The organism is Catonella massiliensis, from assembly GCF_016651435.1.
GTDB lineage: Bacteria > Bacillota > Clostridia > Lachnospirales > Lachnospiraceae > Catonella > Catonella massiliensis.
In genome coordinates this window covers 1,403,114-1,423,795 of sequence record NZ_JAEPRJ010000001.1, presented here as the reverse complement: position 1 = coordinate 1,423,795, position 20,682 = coordinate 1,403,114, and the positions used below count along the sequence as shown (strand labels likewise).

The window sequence follows — 20,682 nt, the reverse complement described above, 5'->3', positions numbered from 1 at the left end:
CAAGCAAAAATTGCATTTTGGTAATTAATCACAAGTTCAAATTATCTCTAAGGTCCTCCCTATTCCATAGTGTAACCAGTGCTTCCTTAGCCGCATCAATGACCTCAGGTGAGAATCTGGAGGTGGTTATCATCATGCCCTGAGTACAGGCTCTTTGCTTCATTTCAGTCAGAAAGTTGTTAAAATCACTGATATCAATCACATTGTCGGTAGTTATTATAAGTACTGCACCTCTTTCTGTAAATGACTCTCCATTTCTAGTCCCTTCCCTTGTACAGACAAAATGGCTGCCTGGGAATTCAGATTCATATGGCTCAAGTGCAAACCCTCTTCCTGTATAAAGTGCAGTTATCTTTGCCGTAAGCGCTTCCTCTGAGATAGCTTCAACCTTTTGCATTTTGCTCTCGGCTACAGCTTCGGTTCCATATTTTTTTCCGAGTATCTTTGTGAGGATGGGTGCAAGTACAAGTAACACAAGACAAATTCCTATGTTAAAGGGTGTCAGCCCGCCAAACCTTATGCCTATTAACAAAAGTAATACGATGGCAAACAAAAAGAAATAAATCTCAAACCTCTTATTATTCATCTTCATTATTCCCCTTGACTAATCTATATCTATTATTAAGCTTGGTTGAAAAAGCTTTCGATAGAATATAATACACTAGTTTAGTCTAAGTGTCAAAACTAACGGGATTTGATGTGATAATGATATAAGTTAATTGAATATCTTTTTCTATAAGTCCAAACGATAATATACCAAATTTTATATTATATTTAGCTTTATTAGATATTGTAAAAAGTAACCGAGATAAATATAATAATTACTGATATGGATATTTGCACTTATAAGTGATATAGTATAATCATAGATTATTATTAAAGTCTACTTATGAAAGGAAGGATGATTATGAAAGAGTATGCTCCTGTTAAAGAAGGAAAGATTAGAGAGGTTTATGATATCGGTGACAGCCTAATTATGGTTGCAACTGATAGAATATCGGCATTTGACCACATATTAAAGAATAAGATATCAGATAAGGGAGCCATTCTTACTCAGATGTCAAAATTCTGGTTTGATTTTACAAAGGATATTCTTCCTAACCATATGTTAAGTGTAGATGTAAATGATATGCCTGAGTTTTTTAGAAAGCCTGAATTTACAGGTAACAGCATGAAGGTTAAGAAGCTTCGTATGCTTCCGCTTGAGTGCATAGTCCGTGGTTATATCACAGGAAGCGGCTGGGCAAGCTACAAGGAAAATGGAACGGTTTGTGGTATAAAGCTTCCAGAGGGACTTAAAGAGTCAGAAAAGCTCCCTGAGCCTATATATACACCAAGTACAAAGGCTGAGATAGGTCTTCACGATGAAAATATATCTTATGAGCAGAGTATTGATGTACTTGAAAAGGAGTTTCCGGGTAAGGGAGAGGAGTATGCATCAAAGCTTAAAGATGCAACTATAGCTCTCTATAAGAAATGTGCTGACTATGCACTTTCAAAGGGTATTATAATAGCAGATACCAAGTTTGAGTTTGGTCTTGACGAGAATGACAATATCGTTATAGGTGATGAGATGCTCACTCCAGACAGCTCCAGATTCTGGCCTCTTGAGGGCTTCAAGGTGGGAGCAGGACAGCCTTCTTATGATAAGCAGTATGTAAGAGACTGGCTTAAAGCTAATCCTGACAGTGATTATCTTCTTCCTGAGGACGTAATAGAGAAGACAATAGAGAAGTATAAAGAAGCGTTCAAGCTGCTTACAGGAGAGGATTTCAAGAGATAATATTATAACTTGATGGATATTGCTATCCAATAAGATAACATCACAATTGTATATAATGATATGATTGTCAAAACACTTGATAATCTGTGTTAATACCGATAGGCTCAGTATTTGGCTTATCGGTATTTGCATTAATGTAAGAATATACTTGAAAAATACCAGTTTATCACAGTAAAAACACAATTATATGATATACTTATTAAGAAGTTGAAAATAACTAATTATACTTAAAAACTTGACAAAATACTGTCAAATGATATCATTTTATAAACTGACACAGTAGTCAGTGGCATCCGCGTTATAACTATAAACTAAAATAAGAATGGAGGTGTAAGATGTTAGTTATACCTATTTACAATACAATAATTTTACCTGACGTGCAGTACAATCTCGAGCCAGATTCACTTACAGACAGGGAAAAAAGCACATTAAAGGTAGAAGATACAGTAATACTTTTACCACTTAAGGAAGAGAAGACTAGAGAAGAACTTAGAGCAGAGGATTTTTATCCTATAGGATTAACAGGAGTTATTAAGGGAATTAGAAATGCTGATGGCGATTTGATAATGGCTGTAAGAACTGAAATAAAGGTAAAGGTAGTTAACCTTGTAGCAAACAGAGAGGTTCTGAACGCAGAGTATGAGATTATCTATGACGAGGCTGATATAGATGAGAGAGAGCAAAGAGCCGTATTTAATATGGTTTTAGAGAATCTTGCGCAGATTTCTTCGTATTTTCAGTGGGGAAGCTGGGCTATGCGTTTTTCTGAAAAGCTTGATAATGTCAACGAAGTCATAAGCATAGTAGGGCCTTATACAGACTTAACCGTGGAAGAGAAATATGCAATGCTTGAAACCGACTCGCTTATGGAGAGATACCATCTTATCTCTGAGGCGATGCTTAAGTACAGGGATCTTGTTGAACTTCAGGTAGATATTAACAAGAAAATCCAGGATAAGCAGGGTGATAATTACAGAGAAAGTATGATTAGGAGGCAGATAGAACTGCTTAATGACGAACTTTCCGAATATAATCAGGATGAACTCTCGGATGTAAAGAGGCTTGAAAGTAAAATAGAAGAAGCTGGCTTTCCTGAAGAGGTTAAAGTTGAGATAGACAGGGTATTTAACAAGTTTAGACAGATGGGAAGTGATGACCACGAATATGGCTCCACACTTGAATATCTTGAGTTTGTTACTGCCCTTAGCTGGAAGCCTGAAGAAGAGCAGGAAATAGATATCAAAAAGGCAAAGGAAATACTCAACAAGAGCCATCATGGCCTTAAGAAGCCTAAAGAAAGAGTTACCGAGCAGATTGCGGTAATGGCACTTAAGAAGCAAAATGCAGGCTCGATTATTTTGTTTACCGGTGCACCGGGAACCGGGAAAACCAGTATGGGTAAGGCTATAGCTGAGGCGCTTGGTAGAAAGTATATAAGAATCAGCCTTGGAGGTATAAAGGATGAGGCTGAGATAAGAGGACATCGAAGAACCTATGTAGGCGCAATGCCGGGACGCATAATGGAGAGCATTAAGCGCTCAGGTGTAAACAACCCTGTAATTGTCCTTGATGAAATAGATAAGCTAGGATATGGAAGCTTCAATGGCGACCCTGAGAGCGCACTTCTTGAGGTGCTTGATCCTGAGCAGAATGTTACCTTTACAGACCATTATATGAATGTGCCTTATGATCTCTCTAAGGTGTTATTTATTTGTACTGCTAACAGCATAGATGAGATGAGTGAGCCACTCCTTGACAGAATGGAGATAATAGAGCTTTCTGGTTATACTGCGGAAGAGAAATTCCATATTGCTAAAGAGCACCTTATGTCAAAGTCTCTTGAAGAGACTGGACTCTTAAGGAAAAATATTGGAATATCTGATTCAGTGCTTAAGAACATAATCGCCAATTACACTATGGAAGCCGGAGTAAGAGGGCTTAAGAAGCAGATTGACAAGCTGATGAGGCAGGCAGCAGTTAAGATTCTTGAAAAAGAAGTTGAAAAGGTAGTTATAAAGAAAGGAGATCTTCCTAAACTACTTGGCAATAAAAAGGCTCTTCACGATAAGGTACTTAAGCACAATATTCCAGGCGTAGTGACTGGCCTTGCCTGGACACAGGCAGGAGGAGAAATCCTCTTTATAGAAACGACAGCATTTGCAGGAACAGGGCAGATTGTAATAACAGGTCAACTGGGAGATGTAATGAAAGAGTCTGCCACAATAGCGGTAAATCTGGTAAAGTCTTTACTATTTGACAAGAAAATAGATTTTAGAGATAAAGATATACATATCCATGTGCCTTCAGGCTCGGTACCAAAGGATGGTCCATCTGCAGGAATAACTATGTTTACTGCAATAATTTCGTTGGTGCTTGGTATTAAAGTAGATTCTCTGCTTGCAATGACTGGAGAGATATCTCTAAGGGGACAGGTTCTTCCTATAGGAGGGCTTCCTGAAAAGCTGATGGCGGCAGAAAGAGCCGGTATAAAGAAGGTACTCATACCGCTGTCAAATAAAGAGGACCTTATTGATGTACCTGAGTCAACTAAGAAATCACTTGAGATAGTACTTGTAGACACAGTTACTGATGTTGCAAAAGAAGCACTTGGACTCTCGTTCTATCCTAATAATAAGGGATTTTTTAAGGAGATAAATAAAAAGATAAAAAATGAAGATAAGGAGAAAGTTGTAATACCGGTTAAGAGGAAAAATAAGAATTCTGATTTTATAGCTAATTAAGTAGTATTGTCGTTTAAAATATCTTGAAAAAACTTATAAAATGTGTCATTATAAGTGGAACAAGAGGTGTTAGTTAACTATCAAGTAAAGAAAGGTAAAGAATGAAATTTATAAGGTTAAATAAGGCAACAGTCAGATGTATTCTTACAACTGAAGACTTGGAAGAGTACGGAATTGGCATTGATGACTTTATTGAACAAAACGATCAGGTTTCTGACTTTATCCAAGAACTACTTGAAAAAGCAGGCGCAGAAGTTGGAAATGTTTCCCAAAGCGGTATGGTAACTCTTGGGATAATGCAGATGCCGGGCGGAAAAGTATCTATAACCATAACCGATGCAGGTGCTGAGGATGCTATGGAAGGCGGTATGGCAGACAGACTTGAATCATTGTTTAAGAAGATGTCACAGGTTGACCAACTCCGTCAGTTCATCAGTGAAATGGGGGCCCTTAGAGAAAGTAAGGAAGATGAGGAGAAGTCTCCGGAAAAGCTGATTACCGATTCAATCGTTGGGTTGGATGGAGAAAAAACAACTACAGTATTGCATTTTGACACACTTGATGATATAACTGAATATGCAAAGTCTATCTCTTATGGCAGACCTATAAAAAGCGATCTGTATAAGGTGGATGACGGCTTTATTTTGGTAGTGCATAAGGCCTCGATGTCAATGCTTTCGTATGCGAAGATTTGTTTTTCGGCCATTGACTATGGGGCAAAGATAAATAATGTGCCTACACTTGAAGCCTTCCTGATGGAACATGGCAACTTGCTTATAGCAAGAAAAGCAATTCAGGTTATGAGAAATATTTAGTTTCTTTTGACCTTTGCTAAAACTTAATAATATTCTTAAGCCCTGTGCAAGCTTGCTTGTTATAGGGTTTAAGGTGTTTTAGGCTGTATTAAAAAATATACTTTATAGGAGTGGCATTATGTTAGATATCAGATTTGTCAGAGAGAACCCGGATGTAGTTAAGCAGAACATCAGAAATAAATTTCAGGATGAAAAGCTTCCTTTGGTAAAAGAAGTGATTGAGCTTGATGAGAGATCTAGAGAATTAAAAACAAAGGGAGACAGCCTTCGTGCTGAAAAGAACAAGCTAAGTAAGCAGATTGGAGCTTGCATGGCTAAAGGAATGAAGGACGATGCTGAGGAGCTAAAAAGGAGAGTCGCAGCCGATGCCGAAGAGCTTGAGTCTATGGAAAAAGAGCAGGCTGAACTTGATGAGAAAATCAAGAAAATAATGATGACTATACCTAACATAATAGATGAAAGCGTGCCTATTGGTAAGGATGATTCCCAGAATGTAGAGGTTCAGAGGTTCGGCGAGCCAAAGGTGCCTAATTTTGAGATACCTTATCATACTCAGATTATGGAGAGCTTTGAGGGTATTGACCTTGATAGTGCAGGCAGGGTTGCAGGTAATGGATTTTATTACCTTATAGGTGACATCGCAAGACTTCACTCAGCTGTACTAAGCTATGCAAGGGACTTTATGATAGATAGAGGATTTACCTACTGCGTACCTCCTTTTATGATTAGGAGCAATGTAGTGACAGGAGTAATGAGCTTTTCTGAAATGGATGCCATGATGTATAAGATTGAAGGTGAAGATCTTTATCTTATTGGAACAAGCGAACATTCTATGATAGGACGCTTTATTGGACAGATGCTTGATGAAGAGAGCCTTCCGCTTAAGTTTACCAGTTATTCACCTTGTTTTCGTAAGGAAAAAGGTGCTCACGGTATAGAAGAAAGAGGAGTTTATCGTATCCACCAGTTTGAAAAGCAGGAAATGATTGTATTATGCAAACCCGAAGAGGCAATGAAGTGGTATGATAAGATGTGGCAGAATACTGTAGACCTCTTCAGAAGTCTTGATATTCCTGTAAGAACTCTAGAGTGTTGTTCAGGCGATCTTGCTGACCTCAAGGTTAAGTCAGTTGATGTTGAGGCATGGAGTCCTAGACAGCAGAAGTATTTTGAGGTAGGAAGCTGTTCTAATCTCGGTGATGCTCAGGCCAGAAGACTTGGTATAAGAGTACGTAACAAGAGTGGCAATTATTTTGCAACCACACTCAACAATACTGTTGCTGCTCCACCTCGTATGCTCATTGCCTTCCTTGAGAATAATCTTAATGAAGATGGAAGCGTGAACATTCCTGAGGTACTAAGACCATATATGGGTGGTAAGGAAAAGCTTGTTCCTAAGAAAAAGTAAAGGATACTTTTAGTTAAGAGTTTTGTAAGTATTTTAAAATATTTTTAAGATTAATAGTCTTCGATTTAATTGACTTTGATTGATATAAGGTTTAATCTTATATTGTCAGTTAAATCGGAGATTTATAACTTTAACGGTAAGCTTTGTATTTGGAGATTTATGTACGGATATGTAAATATTAATAAGATGGAGCTGAGGCTTAAGGAAATTTATGAGTTTCAAGGCTTTTACTGTGGGCTTTGTGAGACTTTGGGAGAAAGATACGGCGTAAGCGGAAGATTTTCGCTCTCCTATGATATGACGTTTCTCATAGTCCTGCTTACGTCATTATATGAGCCTGACTCAGCTATAGTAAGTAAACGCTGCCTGGTACATCCTCTTAAAAAAAAGCCTGTAATTACGAATAAGTTTAGTGAGTATGCTGCTGATATGAATATCATCCTGGCTTACGAGCATTTTGATGATGACTATAAGGATGAGAAGAAGCTTAAGGCGGCTGCAGGGCTTTTGGCATATAAGAATGCTTATAAAAGGGCCATAGGTATGTATGAAAGGCAGACAAATGTAATTAGAGAAGAGCTTGATAACCTAAGCAGAATTGAAGAGGCAGAGGATTATGACATAGAGAAAGCAGCTGCTACATTTGGCAGGATAATGGCAGAAATATTCGTATATGAAAAGGATAATTGGGAAGAAGATTTGAGAAGAATAGGCTTTTTCATAGGCAAATTTATATATATAATGGATGCGTATGAAGATGTAGAGGATGACATAAAAAGGGGGAATTATAATCCTTTTAAGAAGATTTATGAAGATAAGGACTTTAAGGAAAATGTGAAATATATGCTTGAGATGACAATAAGTGAGTGTGCTGCATCATTTGAAAGGCTGCCACTTATAAAAGATGTCGACATTTTGAGAAATATATTGTATGATGGTGTGTGGAAAAAGTTTGACAGGAGGTCTGAGAATGAATCCATATGAAGTGCTTGGAGTATCAAGGAATGCAAGTATTGATGAAATAAAGAAAGCTTACAAAGAACTTAGCAGGAAATATCATCCGGATTCTTATGTTGGGAATCCTCTTTCATCATTGGCAGAAGAAAAGTTTAAGCAGGTTCAGGAAGCTTATGATGCCATTATGAAGGAAAAAAACGGAGACTATAATTATGCAGGTAATTACAACAATAACGGATATAATAACAGCGAGAGCGGTGAAATGGCTGAGGTATACAATCTTCTTGGCAGAAGAGCCTACAGTCAGGCTTTAAGCCTGCTTGATTCTATGCCTAACAGAAATGCAAAATGGTATTACTATAGCGCAATTGCTCAGGTGGGACTTGGCAATAACCTTCGTGGTATGGAGTATGCAAGGATGGCAGTATCTATGGAGCCAAACAACATAGAATATCAGAATCTTGTCAACCGTCTAAGCTTTCAGGGCAACAGATACGGCGAGGTAAGAAACGTGTATAGAGGTGGTAGAAGTGGATTTGATGATGCAACTGACCTGTGTTGTAAGCTATGGTTAGCTGATTCACTTTGTGAGTGTATGGGAGGAGATTTGTGCTCATGCATGTAAATGTAAAACAATTAGTTTATGCAGGGCTTTGCCTTGCTGTTTCTATGGTTTTGGTGATACTTGAAGGCGTATTCGGTATGAGTACGCTTTTTTTGCTAAGCCTGTCCGGATTTTTTGTGGGAGTGGTGATAAGAGAGTCAGGCTTTAAGATGGGAGGAGCATATTTGGCTGCATCCATTGCTCTTGCATTTTTCATAGCTCCGGATAAAACAAAGATAATCACGTATGTGGTAGTGGAAATATATATATTTGCAAGAGAGGCAATATGGGAACTTATGACAAAGGGTGAGATTAAAGATGCCAAAAGATCAAACCTATTGTATTTTCTTTCAAAATTAGCAGTATTTAACCTGCTCACTGTACCTCTTGTTCTAATATTCCCTACGCTCTTCCTAACACAGGTAAGTACAAAATGGCTTTTGATTGCTGTAGCGGTGATACAGCCTGCTTGGTATGTAGGAGACAAAGCTTATGATGCGTTTCAGATTGGTATATGGAACAGGATTAAGGGTTTGATATGATATTAAATAAATATTTGGGAAGTAACTACAATGTGGCTGAACTAAAAGAGGCTGTCTATGAAGGCGAAGGAGAGCTAACGAAGGTGGCTGCCTACGCTTTTAAGGAACATAGAGAGCTAACTGAGGTTAGTCTCCCCGAGAATGTAGAAGAAGTAGGAAATAACGCTTTTTACAACTGTAGAAATCTACGCAAAATTGTATTTTATGACAAAATAGAAAGCTTTGGTGACGGAGCTTTTCGTAACTGCAGCAAGCTTGACTATATAGAGGTTAAAAGGGCAGGAGGAAGTCTTAGAGGGCTTAAGGAAATACTATTAGCTATGTCAAAATCTGTGATGGTTTCGGTGTATGGTAATGAATTGTTTTTTCCGCATTTTCAACCTGAATTTCAGGATAATGTAGGAGCGAAAATAGTGGCTGAAATCATGCACGGTGCGGGGATGAATTACAGGGAATGTGTAGGCAGAGAAGGAATAGACTATATGAAATACGATGGGCTGTTTACCATTCAAAAATACTCAATGGACTTAAATGAGGCGATTATGGTATGCAAAGCAAGGCTTATATATCCTGTAGAGCTTAAAGATGAAAAAAGGGCTGAGTACCTTGAGTTTTTGGTAAACAATAAAAAAGCTCTTTTAGATGATGCCGCAAAAAATAAAGACAGCGCCTCGGTTACAGCCTATATCGATGTGGGAATATTTGACACAAGGGAGGCAGCAGATGAGGCCTGTGATTTCTTTTGCGAGACAGACTTTGCAGAGGGTGTCAATATTATGATTGAATATAGAAACAAGAAGTTTAAGAAAACAAGCATAATGGATATGGAAATATAAAATGGGAAGAAGTAATAAAGAATGGGAGAATCTTGGACTAAAGATATTTAACGCCGCAAAAAATGAACTCTACCTGTCTATGAGATACCTCTACTTAGCTATTGACGGACTGGAGATAGTAGCGGATATGAGGGTGGACTTCCTCGCTACAGATGGCGGAAAGCTGTATTTTTTGCCAATGATGGCTGCTGAGAAGTATATGGAAAATCCTCTCATTATCAATAGAGCCTATCTTCACAGCGTACTTCACTGCCTCTTTGGACATATGTATAAAAGGGAGAAGAGGGATGAGGATTTGTGGAACCTTGCCTGCGATATTATGGTGGAGGGGATTATAGATGAAATGGAAGCCAAAAGCGTAACTATGGTTGTTCCACCTCTTAAGGAAGAAGCTGAGGTAAGGATAGCAAGGGAGTGTAAGATATTTTCTGCAGAATACATCTATGACTATTTAAAGAAGAATAAAGAAGATATACTTGCTCTTGAGAATTACTTTAAGGTGGATGACCATTCGCTTTGGGATAATGAAAATAATGATGATAAAGAGGCTAAAAACGATAAACAGGAAGATAATGCGAGAGAGGAAGAGCTTTGGAAGGATGTAAGTACTAAAATCCAGACGGAGATTGAGACATATTCAAGGAGTATAGGTATAGAAAATACAAGGCTGTATCAAAGTCTTGTGACAAGGAATAGGGAAAAGGTATCTTATACTGATTTCCTCAGAAAGTTTAAGGAGCCTGTGGAAGAGATTAAGCTTGATTTTGAGACCTTTGACTATGGATTTTATAACTATGGACTTAGGCTTTATGGGAATATGCCTCTTATAGAGGAGCCGGAATACAGGGTTTCGGAAGCAGTTAAAAATTTTGTGGTTGTTATAGATACCTCAGGATCGGTAAGCAGGGAGATTGTGACTGCCTTCCTTGAAGAGACTGTGAATATCCTGACTGAAGAAAGTGTTACTGAGGATTTTGGTATTACCAGAGAATGTGTTATTATTCAATGTGACAATCAGATTCAGGATGTTAAGGTACTACATAATAAAGAAGAACTTGAGCATTATATAAAAGAGTTTGAAATTATCGGGAGGGGAGGCACAGACTTTAGAGTTGCCTTTAGCTATATAGCTGATGAAGTAAAAGAGGGTAGAATGAGTAAGCCTTCTGGATTAATTTACTTTACAGACGGATATGGTATTTATCCTGAAGCAAAGCCTGAGTATGATGTAGTTTTTGTGTTTCCCGAGACTGCTTATCCTGATGGGAAATTCCCTTATATGAGTGGAGAGTTTCCGGTATGGGCAATGCATTTGGTGATGGATGTTTAGAAAGGTAAAAAGATGAATATAGAAGCGGCTAAGACAGAGATTAAGCGTACTTTAGCGTTGTATTTGGAAAAGGATGAGATGGGCAATTATTTGATGCCCCAGGTGAAGCAGCGACCACTCTTTTTGGTGGGACCTCCGGGAGTGGGTAAGACTGCGATTATGGAGCAGGTGGCAGCAGAGGAAGGTGTGGCCCTTGTGTCATATACCATTACCCACCATACGAGGCAGAGTGCAGTGGGTCTTCCCTTTATAAAAGAGAGGGAATATGACGGTAAGCTGTATTCTACCACTGAATACACTATGAGCGAGATTATTGCAAGTATCTACGAGAGCATAGAAAAGACAGGCATTAAGGAGGGAATACTTTTCCTTGATGAAATTAACTGTGTATCAGAGACACTTGCGCCTATGATGCTTCAGTTCCTTCAGGAGAAGAAGTTTGGCAACTTCAGTGTACCTAAGGGCTGGATTATAGTTACTGCGGGCAATCCTGCTGGCTATAATAAGTCTGTAAGGGAGTTTGATACTGTTACCCTGGATAGAATAAGACAGATAACAATTGAAGCAGAATATAGCGTATGGAAGAATTATGCGATAAAGCAGGGAGTTCATCCTGCTATAATGAGTTTCCTAGAGATTAAAAAAGAAAATTTCTACCACATGGAGACTACGGTTGAAGGAAAGAGAATAGTTACTCCAAGGGGATGGGAGGATTTCTCTGTGCTTTTATGGGGATATGAGAGAAAGGGCTTTGATATATCTAATGAGGTAGCTCTTGAGTTTATAAAGGATAAGAGAATAGCTATAGACTTTGTCAACTTCCTTGAGCTTTTCCATAAATATGAGAATAAATATAGGATAAAAGATATACTTGAAAATGGAGATATTTCAGCTGAACTTCCAGGCTATGAAGAAGCTGGCTTTGATGAGAAAATAAGCGTTATTTCTATGATGCTTTCGGGACTTAATAACTATTTTATAAAGACTTACAGAGAAGAGGAATATCTAAAAAGGCTATTTAATGTGCTTAAAAGGGCTAAGGAGGAAGAGGGCTATAAGACAGTATGTGAGCTCTACGAGGATGAAAGGAAAGAGTACGAGAAGCTTACTCTTGGCAGGGCCTTAGACAAGGTGCAGGATAAGATTTATATTAAGACTATAAGTAAGCTGTCTGAGCTTGTAGCACTGACTGAGGGGCTTTCAGAAGAAGAATTTGCCACTAATATGTCTGAGTTTTTTGCTAAAGAGAAGGCTCTAGTAATTGCCACCACAGAAAAGGCTGAGAAGGCACTTTCCAATGCTATTAATTTTATGGAAAAGTATTTCACGCCATCTGATGACAGCGAGGAACTTGTCGTGGCTTCAGGTTCAGAAATGGTTTACTTCATCTCGGAGCTTGAGACCAATTATTACAGTATGAATTTCATAAGGGAACACTCTAGTGTGGATCTTAAGAAGTATGGAAAACTCCTTAAGACATCTTCGATGCGTGAAAAACTTATGAGTGAGATAAGAGGGGAGTAGCAGATCATTATGTTACAATGAAACCAAAAAACCATAGAAATATGTTACAACAATTGAAAGAAGATGATACTTTCTCGGAAATCCTAAGGTAAATAGATTTGAACTGCTTTAGATTAAGCCTAGTCAGGGGGCTGCCACAATAAGAATGCGATACACATCATTTAATAAAATTATTATATCTTGCTATATTTCCGCTTATTGAGGCAGTCCCCTGAATATTTAGCAGCACTACCTGAGACCGTCTTTTGTCAAAACATAGACCTTGTCACAGACCTCTTCTATGTACTTCCTGTCATGTGAAATGCTTATGATGGCACCCGGAAATTCCCTTAGCATCCTTCTGATTACGGGGCCTGAAAGAGGAGAAAAATTCCTCGTAGGCTCATCAAGTATGAGTACATTAGCCTTAGATATGCTCATCCTAAGCAGAAAAATCTTCGCCTTTTGACCACCTGAGAGCTCAGAGATTGGGTGTTCCATCTCATCTGATGTATAGTTTAGCGAACCTAAAAAAGTTCTGATTTTTGTTCTTTCTTCTTTGCTGCCATCAGGGCAGAGGTATTCCACAGGAGTTATATCAAGTTTAAGCATATCTTCATAGTTTTGCGGCATATATTCAGCCTTTATATCAGTCCTAGATAGCAAGATTTCAGCAATTTTATGTATGAGACTTGTCTTTCCTGAGCCGTTCTTTCCGGTTATGCAGATTTTTTCAGGACCACGAAGATTTAAGTTGATATTTTCAGCAAGGAGGACCTTGTTATCTGGGGTATATAGCTTAGGGAGCTCCAATTCTATGACTGTCTTTCCGGATGGAATTAAAGAGTTCCTGTCTCCAAGCTTAAAAAAGATAGCCTCCTCCTGTTCAGGACTTTCAGTCAAGTCTCTTTCTTCCCTTTCAAAGCGGTGAGCCATAGACTTTACTGCATGCATCTTCTTTTTTAAGAGCCGTCCACCTGCGGGGTCTCTTCTTGAAATAGTTGCCTGTGCGTGTTCAACACTTTTGTATATGCGGCTTAGTTTTTCATCTCGAATCTTTTTCAGACGCCTGTCATTTTCAGCAGCTCTTTCCTGGTTGTTAAAATCGCGCCTCCTTTCCTCCATATACTGGAGATATGGAAGCCTTGCTACTGTATATCTGCTTTCTGTTTTTCTTTTAATCTGTTCAAGGTGAATCACCATATTGGTAGTATTTTCAATTAATACCTCGTCATGAGATATGAAAATGACTATATGCTTAAAATTATTTATTATATTTTCAAGAAGACAAAGAGTATCTGTATCAATGTCGTTAGATGGCTCGTCAAGTAAAAGAACTGTAGGTTCCTCAAGCAAAAGCCTGATAAGTGAGACTTTGATTTTTTCGCCTCCTGACAGAGTTTCCATTAATTGTTCGCTGTAATAAAAATCATCGGGAAGCCCAAAGTCTTTGGCAATCTTGCTTAAAGCTTTTGGGCTCTGTGAGAGGAAACCATCTGACTGCATAAAATAGTCATATACGCTTAGCTTAAGCAATTCATTCGCCATCTCCTGTGGGAGATAAGCAAGTTTTTCCCCGGATTTAATAAGGGTTCCATCTTCATCGCAGTAGGTTGTTATTAGCTCTTTGTCATATATCCACTTTAGTAGAGTGGACTTACCATTTCCCTCTTCGCCGATAATTACAGCCTTATCTCCATCGTTAAATGAAGAGGAAAAGTCGCTTAGTATAATTCGATTATCCTTTTTATGGGTTAAGGTTAGATTTTTTATCTGTAGCATAATCCTCCTAAAATGAAAAAGCCTGTTTCATTTCTGAAACAGACTAAATATTCCCATTATCCTATAATCGGCATCACAATCAATTATCATCTCTTATGATGAAAGTATAAAATTGATTCAGCCCTAAAGAGGTATGTTATGCCTTGATATCAAGACTTCATCAATATTAAAAGGTAATTGATATAAGCATAAAAATAACACAGCTGCCGTGGGGGAATTTTAAATAATCTAATTCAGAAATACACAGACTTATTCCGTAAAATCAGTCTGTTATTAGTTTCATAAATTAAATTATTTATTAATCATTTTGCCACCTGTACTGTGCCTTTCTTTTTTGATAACTCTAATGATACCAAAAATATAATTTTTGTCAATAGCAGCAGATTAAATGTTATAAATAGTGAGTTTGATTGGCGTTTGCCCAATAATTAGGGGAATAACTCTCGCAATAAAATTAATTACAATATTATTAAATTATTCTCGTCTTGCCCTTTATTATATCCAAAAAAAATGTTATAATGAAGAGTGTACGTCAAAAAATCAATCATAAATCAGGGAGGAAGAAACATGAGACTAGGTGGTCTTGAAGCAGGCGGAACAAAGATGGTTCTTTGTGTCGGAGATGAAAAGGGTGAGATATTCGAGCAGATATCAATACCAACAGGCACTCCTGCAGAAACAGTACCTGACATTATTAAGTGGTTTTCAGATAAAAATATAGATGCACTTGGGATAGGCTGCTTTGGACCTGTGGATGTATCACCTGCATCACCTACCTACGGGCAGATTTTGGATACACCTAAGCTTCCTTGGGTACATTATGACTTACTCAAAGAACTTCAAAAAGATATAAAGGTTCCAATGAAAATAGATACAGATGTAAATGGTTCCTGTCTTGGAGAGATGGTATTTGGCTGTGCTAAAGGCATTGATTCAGTCGTGTATGTTACCATAGGAACAGGAATAGGTGTTGGCATTGCAATTGGAGGCAGGCTTGTACACGGTATGCTCCATCCTGAAGCGGGACACATCATAGTAAATAAGCATCCTGAGGATAAGGGAAATTGTATATGCCCATACCATGACAGCTGTCTTGAAGGTCTTGCGGCAGGTCCATCCATGGAAAAAAGATGGAATAAGAAGGCCTATGATTTGGAAGACAATGACCTTGCTTGGGAGATTGAAAGCGAGTATATAGCTCAGGCACTGGTTAATTATATACTTACTGTTTCACCTCAAAAAATAATCTTAGGTGGAGGAGTTATGAACCAGACCAGACTTTTCCCGCTTATTAGAAAAAAGGTTACTAAGTTACTTAACGGGTATTTAAATACTCCTGAACTAAAGGACATGGATAATTATATAGTTCCAAACAGCCTTAATGACAATCAGGGCATACTTGGAGCTATGGAGCTTGGCAGACAGGCTTATGATGAAGAAAAAGCTAAATAGCTATAAAGAAAGGGACAGGGCAATGGTAAGAGCAATAGTTGGAGCAAATTGGGGAGACGAAGGTAAGGGTAAGATTACAGATATGCTTGCACAGACATCTGACATTATCGTTAGATTTCAGGGTGGAAGCAATGCAGGACATACTATTATCAACAACTATGGTAAGTTTGCGCTTCATTTACTTCCATCAGGAGTATTTTATAACCATACTACAAGTATTATCGGAAATGGAGTTGCACTCAATATTCCTTATCTGGTTAAAGAAATCAACTCTTTGATTGAAAAGGGAGTGCCAAAGCCAAAGGTGCTTGTATCAGACAGGGCACAGATTATAATGCCTTACCATATCAAGTTCGATGAGTATGAGGAAGAAAGACTTGGCAAAAACTCATTTGGCTCTACCAAGTCAGGCATAGCTCCTTTTTATTCAGATAAATATGCAAAGATTGGTTTTCAGGTATCAGAGCTTTTTGATGACGAGATTCTTAAAGAAAAAATAGAAAGAGTGTGTATACAAAAAGATGTACTTTTAGAGCATCTGTATCACAAGCCTGCTATTGACAAGGCAGAGCTCCTTGAGACGCTTCACGAGTACAGAGATATGATTGCGCCTTATGTTTGCGATACCGCACTTTTCATACAGGAAGCAATAAAGGCCGGCAAGACAGTTCTTCTAGAGGGACAGCTTGGTACTCTTAAAGATCCTGATTTTGGTATATATCCTATGGTTACATCTTCCTCAACCCTTGCATCCTATGGTGCTATAGGAGCGGGCATACCTCCTTATGAGATTAAGGATATTATAGCTGTTGTAAAGGCTTATTCGAGTGCAGTTGGAGCAGGAGAATTCGTCAGCGAAATCTTTGGTGAAGAGGCGGACGAGCTTAGACACAGAGGAGGAGATGGCGGAGAATACGGAGCAACCACAGGACGCCCAAGAAGAATGGGATGGTTTGATGCTGTAGCAAGCCGCTATGGTGTAAGGATGCAGGGTGCTACACAGGTTAGCTTAACTGTACTTGATGTACTCGGCTATCTTGATGAACTTCCTATTTGTGTAGGCTATGAAATAGATGGTAAGATAACGAAGGATTTCCCTGTAACAGCCAAGCTTAAGAAGGCTAAGCCGGTATATGAAAAGTTACCGGGCTGGAAATGTGAGATAAAGGGAATAAGAAAATATGAGGAACTTCCTGAGAACTGCAGAAAGTACATTGAGTTTATAGAAAAAGAACTTGGAGTACCTGTTACCATGGTAAGTAACGGACCGGGAAGAGAAGATATCATATATAGGAAATAAAGGCTATTGTAAGGAGGGGTACTAATGGAAAAAAAGATTGAAAATTTTGCGGAAGAAAAGTTTAACTTTGAGCTTCCGGAAATATTAGTGCTGCCCTCCGCTTTAGAAGTATCAGTTAGAACCGACACAGGTGCTGTCGGTTCTTTTAAGATAAGATATAAGGATGAATTAAAATATGGTGACAGAAAAATAAGAGGCTATGTTACCTGTAATGATTATCGCTTTAAGTTTGACAAGGTTACTTTTTCAGACTGTGAAGTTGAGGTAAAATTTGAATTTGATGGCAGGGGATTGGCTCCTGATCATGAATACAGCGGAAATATCCGCTTGATTACCGATTGCGGTGAAATTACAGTACCTTACTTCATCAAAACTAAAGAAGAAGGGCTTGTAATAGAGGGCGAGGATATCAAAAATATTTATCAGTTTGCTTCTTTTGCTGAGCATAATTTTGAACTTGCAGCAAAGATATTTTACAGTGATGAATTTGAAAAATATGTTCTAAAAGACAAGGAGGAGCTTAAACTCATACGCAGAGGCTTACTTGGCAACAAGGACAGATACAGGGCGTTAGAGGAGTTTTTCTGTTTTACTAAGAGTAAGCAGAGGGTTAGACTTACTACTGACAGGACAGTTTATAATTTTCACATTTCAGGGCTTCCCATCAAGGATAAGCTGCTCATTCGTAAGAGCAACTGGGGATATGTTAAGGCTGATATCATTACGGAGGGTAAGTTCTTTAGAATTAATAAAAATGAAGTAACAAATGAGTCCTTTGAAGACGGAGAATTTGCACTTGAAGTATTTATAGATCCGAGGTATATAAGGTCTGAGAAAGCAAGTGGAAGGATTATTTTCCGTACCTTTGAAGAAGATCTTTGTATTGAATTTAATTTTATAAATACAACAATTTCGCCTGAAAAGTCTGCCGCGAATAGAAAGAGATTTGAGTATACTAAAAAATTAATAGATGAATTCTACGCCTATCGTATGGGGACAAGCAGTCTTAAAAATGTGACAACTGCTGCACGGACGATATTGTACGGTATTGGTATATCAGGGAGAAATCAGGAAATAGTTGATTATGTCAATATTTATTTACATCTGATTAATGGAAATGAGGCAGAGGCAAAGGAAGAACTTGCAAAGCTTAATACCAATACACAGATACCGTTATTTAGGCTAATTTATATTTATTTCAAGTACAGGCTTGCACCTGATGATCATAAGGATAAATACAGACGAGAGATAGAAAAGCTTATTAATATAAAGGGCTATCAGGCGGGATTATATTTTTTAATCCACATGGATGGCAGATACAAGATGAATTTAGCCAGAAGGCTGGATTTCATTGAGCAGCTTTACAATGAGAGCTTCCAAAGTCCGTTTTTGCTCATGGAGGCTTGGAGTATATATAAGTCTCAGCCGGATTATTTTAGCAAGTTAAATTCATTCTCCATTCAAGTAGTTAACTGGGCTATAAAGCATGGCTTTTTCTCGGGTAAACTTGTCACAGAGAAATTTGTAATCCTTGCCAATGAGTTAAGAGAGTTTAATCCTCTTGTAATTAAGCTCTTGGAAGTAGTTTATAAGAACTGGGGAGTTGAAGAGGTTGTTCAGGCAATATGCGCCCAGCTTATAAGAAAAAAGAACATGGATGAGACTGACCATGAATGGTATAGAGTAGGTATTAAGCGAGGTATCAAGCTTACAGGAATATACGAACTGTATATGAGAACGATGAGAGATGATTCAGATGAGAAAATAGAACTCTCGGTATATTCATACTTCTTGTATGATAATACACTTAATACCGCAAAAAAAGCCTTGCTGTATTCATACCTGATAAAGAATAAGGATGAGGCTGATTTACAGGATATATATAGGGAATATAAGGAGCAAATCTACTCATTTGCAAGTGAACAGATTAAAAAGGGTGAAATCAGCTCCAATCTTGCAACTGTATATAAGCTGGTATTTAAGGATTACAACTTTTTATCAGAACATTATTCTTATCTGCCTTCAGTTATTTTTAAGAAGAAAATTGTATGTAAAAATGCAAATATGCAGTTTGTTACCATAGTTACCAGGGGACTTATGGCTGGCTCTTCATATAAGTTTAATGACGGAGTGGCTATTGCTGATGTGTCAGGAGAGTATTCTACTGCTGTAGTGGCGGATAAAGAAGGAAACCTATATCCTGCCAAAGAATATTGTGATTCGGAAAGACTTATAAACTACTATGATTATTTAAATAGCTGTTATGAGGCAGGAGATAGAAGCTATATGGAGCTTCTTACCATTGTTGCTGAAAATGACCGCTTTCATAAGCAGTGTAAGCACCTAACCGAAATCTGTGAGCAGCTGCTTGCATCCAAGGTTGTTACAGAAGAGTACAAGTATTTTATAAGAAATAAGCTCTTAGAGTACTACTTTGAAGCCAATGAAGGTGAAAAGCTTGAACTCATATTAAATGACTATGATTTTAATCAGGTTGACGGGAAGTTAGCTGACTATGCTGCCAATATAGCCCTGATAAGAAATGTATACCCTCTTTCGCTTCAGGCACTTAAGATAATTGGCCTTGATATGGTGGCAGCAGGAAAGCTGTCTAAGGTCATTTCATCCTATATAGAAGATGAAGATGAAACAAGAAAAAAAGAAAACTTTGGTATAATAATTTCATCTGCATACAGGCTCATGCTTGATAAAAAGGCTGATGATGAGGTTATCATCTTCCTTAGAGACAATTATGAGGGTGGAGTGACTGAGCTAAACCTTATATACAAGGAGCTAAGGGACAGAGATTTGCTGAATGTAGAATTTATCTCAAGGGTTATTCAGCAGATGCTCTTTTCTGAGTCTCTTGCAGTAGAGTCTGATAAGATATTTGAATACTACGAAAAGTTTGGCGAAGAGACCTTGAGTAAGGCATTTTTATCCTATGTTTCCTACAAGTGGCTTGTGAGGGATGTAAGAGTCGGTAAATACTTTGAAAAGCGCATATATGATGAGGCATACAAGACAAAAAGCACGTTGTTCATTGTTTCATATCTTAAAATCCTAAGCGAGAAGAAGTTTTTAACTGATGAGGAGAGGGATTATGTCACAGTATGGGTAGAAAACCTTGCCGAAGAAGGCATTATACTTCCTTTCTTTAAGGAATTTAAGAATAAATGCAGGCTTCCTGCTGAAATCGAAAATTCAAACTATGTGGTATGCTATGCCGACAGCGAAGATGAGGTTGCCATCAACTATAGAATCATTTCTTCTGCTAACGGCGGAGACAGAAGCTATACTGTAGAATGGATGAAGAATGTGTATCAGGGCATCTTTGTAAAAGAATTTTTGGTTTTTGCAGATGAAGTGGTGCAGTATTATATCTCCATTAAGGAAAAAGGTGATGATGAGCCGAAGATAATAATGAGTGACGAGTTAGTCATCAAGCAGGATGTGCTCTTTGAGGAAGACTTGGGGCATAGCTTATTCTCGCAGATAAACATGATGTATGTATGTAAGGACTTGTCAGACGAAAAAACATTAAAAGAATATATGAGGAATTATGTAGCCGAAAAGGAGATTATAGATAAGCTATTTTCTTTAGAGACTATAGATGAGGAGTTTTGATA

Annotated in this window: 15 protein-coding genes; 13 read left to right on the top strand and 2 right to left on the bottom strand. The window is 38.0% G+C overall.

Going from position 1 to position 20,682, the window contains the following annotated elements:
• Window positions 1-28: 28 nt before the first annotated feature.
• Window positions 29-592, bottom strand: coding sequence for a restriction endonuclease (locus tag JJN12_RS06405; RefSeq protein ID WP_208428906.1), 564 nt, complete (start codon window positions 590-592; stop codon window positions 29-31).
• Window positions 593-907: 315 nt separating this feature from the next.
• Here JJN12_RS06405 and JJN12_RS06400 point away from each other — a divergent pair, with 315 nt between their 5' ends.
• The 10 genes from JJN12_RS06400 to JJN12_RS06355 all read left to right on the top strand — a co-directional run bounded on the left by JJN12_RS06400 (window position 908) and on the right by JJN12_RS06355 (window position 12,540).
• Window positions 908-1,783 carry a phosphoribosylaminoimidazolesuccinocarboxamide synthase gene (locus tag JJN12_RS06400; RefSeq protein WP_331466916.1) on the top strand — a complete coding sequence of 292 codons (876 nt, stop codon included), beginning with the start codon at window positions 908-910 and terminating at the stop codon, window positions 1,781-1,783.
• Between the two features lie 335 nt (window positions 1,784-2,118).
• The gene (lon, locus tag JJN12_RS06395) at window positions 2,119-4,524 is read left to right on the top strand and encodes an endopeptidase La (RefSeq protein ID WP_208428904.1); all 2,406 of its coding nucleotides are present in this window, start codon (window positions 2,119-2,121) and stop codon (window positions 4,522-4,524) included.
• 101 nt (window positions 4,525-4,625) lie between these two features.
• Entirely contained in the window at window positions 4,626-5,339 is a 714-nt protein-coding gene (locus JJN12_RS06390) for an adaptor protein MecA (protein ID WP_208428903.1), read from the top strand.
• A gap of 118 nt (window positions 5,340-5,457) precedes the next feature.
• On the top strand, window positions 5,458-6,747 hold the full coding sequence (gene serS / locus JJN12_RS06385; RefSeq protein WP_208428902.1) for a serine--tRNA ligase: 1,290 nt from the start codon (window positions 5,458-5,460) through the stop codon (window positions 6,745-6,747).
• Window positions 6,748-6,906: 159 nt separating this feature from the next.
• Window positions 6,907-7,731: a DUF5685 family protein gene (locus JJN12_RS06380; RefSeq protein WP_208428901.1), complete on the top strand. Its 825-nt coding sequence runs from the start codon at window positions 6,907-6,909 to the stop codon at window positions 7,729-7,731.
• Entirely contained in the window at window positions 7,718-8,329 is a 612-nt protein-coding gene (locus JJN12_RS06375; protein ID WP_331466915.1) for a J domain-containing protein, read from the top strand. Before JJN12_RS06380 ends, JJN12_RS06375 begins: the two co-directional genes overlap by 14 nt.
• Window positions 8,320-8,850: a hypothetical protein gene (locus tag JJN12_RS06370; RefSeq protein ID WP_208428900.1), complete on the top strand. Its 531-nt coding sequence runs from the start codon at window positions 8,320-8,322 to the stop codon at window positions 8,848-8,850. The genes JJN12_RS06375 and JJN12_RS06370 overlap by 10 nt, the downstream gene beginning before the upstream one ends.
• Window positions 8,847-9,686, top strand: coding sequence for a leucine-rich repeat domain-containing protein (locus JJN12_RS06365; protein WP_208428899.1), 840 nt, complete (start codon window positions 8,847-8,849; stop codon window positions 9,684-9,686). The genes JJN12_RS06370 and JJN12_RS06365 overlap by 4 nt, the downstream gene beginning before the upstream one ends.
• Before the next feature lies 1 nt (window position 9,687).
• The gene (locus JJN12_RS06360) at window positions 9,688-11,016 is read left to right on the top strand and encodes a vWA domain-containing protein (protein ID WP_208428898.1); all 1,329 of its coding nucleotides are present in this window, start codon (window positions 9,688-9,690) and stop codon (window positions 11,014-11,016) included.
• A gap of 12 nt (window positions 11,017-11,028) precedes the next feature.
• Window positions 11,029-12,540, top strand: a complete 1,512-nt coding sequence (locus tag JJN12_RS06355; protein WP_208428897.1) for an ATP-binding protein — start codon at window positions 11,029-11,031, stop codon at window positions 12,538-12,540.
• A gap of 228 nt (window positions 12,541-12,768) precedes the next feature.
• Here JJN12_RS06355 and JJN12_RS06350 read toward each other — a convergent pair whose 3' ends face one another.
• Window positions 12,769-14,301, bottom strand: a complete 1,533-nt coding sequence (locus JJN12_RS06350) for an ATP-binding cassette domain-containing protein (RefSeq protein WP_208428896.1) — start codon at window positions 14,299-14,301, stop codon at window positions 12,769-12,771.
• Window positions 14,302-14,868: 567 nt separating this feature from the next.
• Between JJN12_RS06350 and JJN12_RS06345 the strand changes: the two genes are divergently transcribed.
• From JJN12_RS06345 to JJN12_RS06335, 3 genes are read left to right on the top strand one after another with little or no spacing between them, the layout of a single operon-like run.
• Window positions 14,869-15,753, top strand: coding sequence for an ROK family protein (locus JJN12_RS06345; protein ID WP_208428895.1), 885 nt, complete (start codon window positions 14,869-14,871; stop codon window positions 15,751-15,753).
• Window positions 15,754-15,775: 22 nt separating this feature from the next.
• Complete coding sequence (locus JJN12_RS06340; protein ID WP_208430343.1) at window positions 15,776-17,053, top strand: adenylosuccinate synthase; 1,278 nt, start codon at window positions 15,776-15,778, stop codon at window positions 17,051-17,053.
• A 24-nt stretch (window positions 17,054-17,077) separates the two neighbouring features.
• Window positions 17,078-20,680 carry a DUF5717 family protein gene (locus JJN12_RS06335; RefSeq protein WP_208428894.1) on the top strand — a complete coding sequence of 1,201 codons (3,603 nt, stop codon included), beginning with the start codon at window positions 17,078-17,080 and terminating at the stop codon, window positions 20,678-20,680.
• Window positions 20,681-20,682 lie beyond the last annotated feature (2 nt).

Coding starts and splice junctions, on each gene's coding strand:
- JJN12_RS06340 (WP_208430343.1), top strand. CDS start 15,776: ATGGTAAGAGCAATAGTTGGAGCAAATTGGGGAGACGAAGGTAAGGGT.
- JJN12_RS06390 (WP_208428903.1), top strand. CDS start 4,626: ATGAAATTTATAAGGTTAAATAAGGCAACAGTCAGATGTATTCTTACA.
- serS (WP_208428902.1), top strand. CDS start 5,458: ATGTTAGATATCAGATTTGTCAGAGAGAACCCGGATGTAGTTAAGCAG.
- JJN12_RS06370 (WP_208428900.1), top strand. CDS start 8,320: ATGCATGTAAATGTAAAACAATTAGTTTATGCAGGGCTTTGCCTTGCT.
- JJN12_RS06345 (WP_208428895.1), top strand. CDS start 14,869: ATGAGACTAGGTGGTCTTGAAGCAGGCGGAACAAAGATGGTTCTTTGT.
- JJN12_RS06380 (WP_208428901.1), top strand. CDS start 6,907: ATGTACGGATATGTAAATATTAATAAGATGGAGCTGAGGCTTAAGGAA.
- JJN12_RS06375 (WP_331466915.1), top strand. CDS start 7,718: ATGAATCCATATGAAGTGCTTGGAGTATCAAGGAATGCAAGTATTGAT.
- JJN12_RS06350 (WP_208428896.1), bottom strand. CDS start 14,301: ATGCTACAGATAAAAAATCTAACCTTAACCCATAAAAAGGATAATCGA.
- JJN12_RS06365 (WP_208428899.1), top strand. CDS start 8,847: ATGATATTAAATAAATATTTGGGAAGTAACTACAATGTGGCTGAACTA.
- JJN12_RS06335 (WP_208428894.1), top strand. CDS start 17,078: ATGGAAAAAAAGATTGAAAATTTTGCGGAAGAAAAGTTTAACTTTGAG.
- JJN12_RS06355 (WP_208428897.1), top strand. CDS start 11,029: ATGAATATAGAAGCGGCTAAGACAGAGATTAAGCGTACTTTAGCGTTG.
- lon (WP_208428904.1), top strand. CDS start 2,119: ATGTTAGTTATACCTATTTACAATACAATAATTTTACCTGACGTGCAG.
- JJN12_RS06360 (WP_208428898.1), top strand. CDS start 9,688: ATGGGAAGAAGTAATAAAGAATGGGAGAATCTTGGACTAAAGATATTT.
- JJN12_RS06400 (WP_331466916.1), top strand. CDS start 908: ATGAAAGAGTATGCTCCTGTTAAAGAAGGAAAGATTAGAGAGGTTTAT.
- JJN12_RS06405 (WP_208428906.1), bottom strand. CDS start 592: ATGAAGATGAATAATAAGAGGTTTGAGATTTATTTCTTTTTGTTTGCC.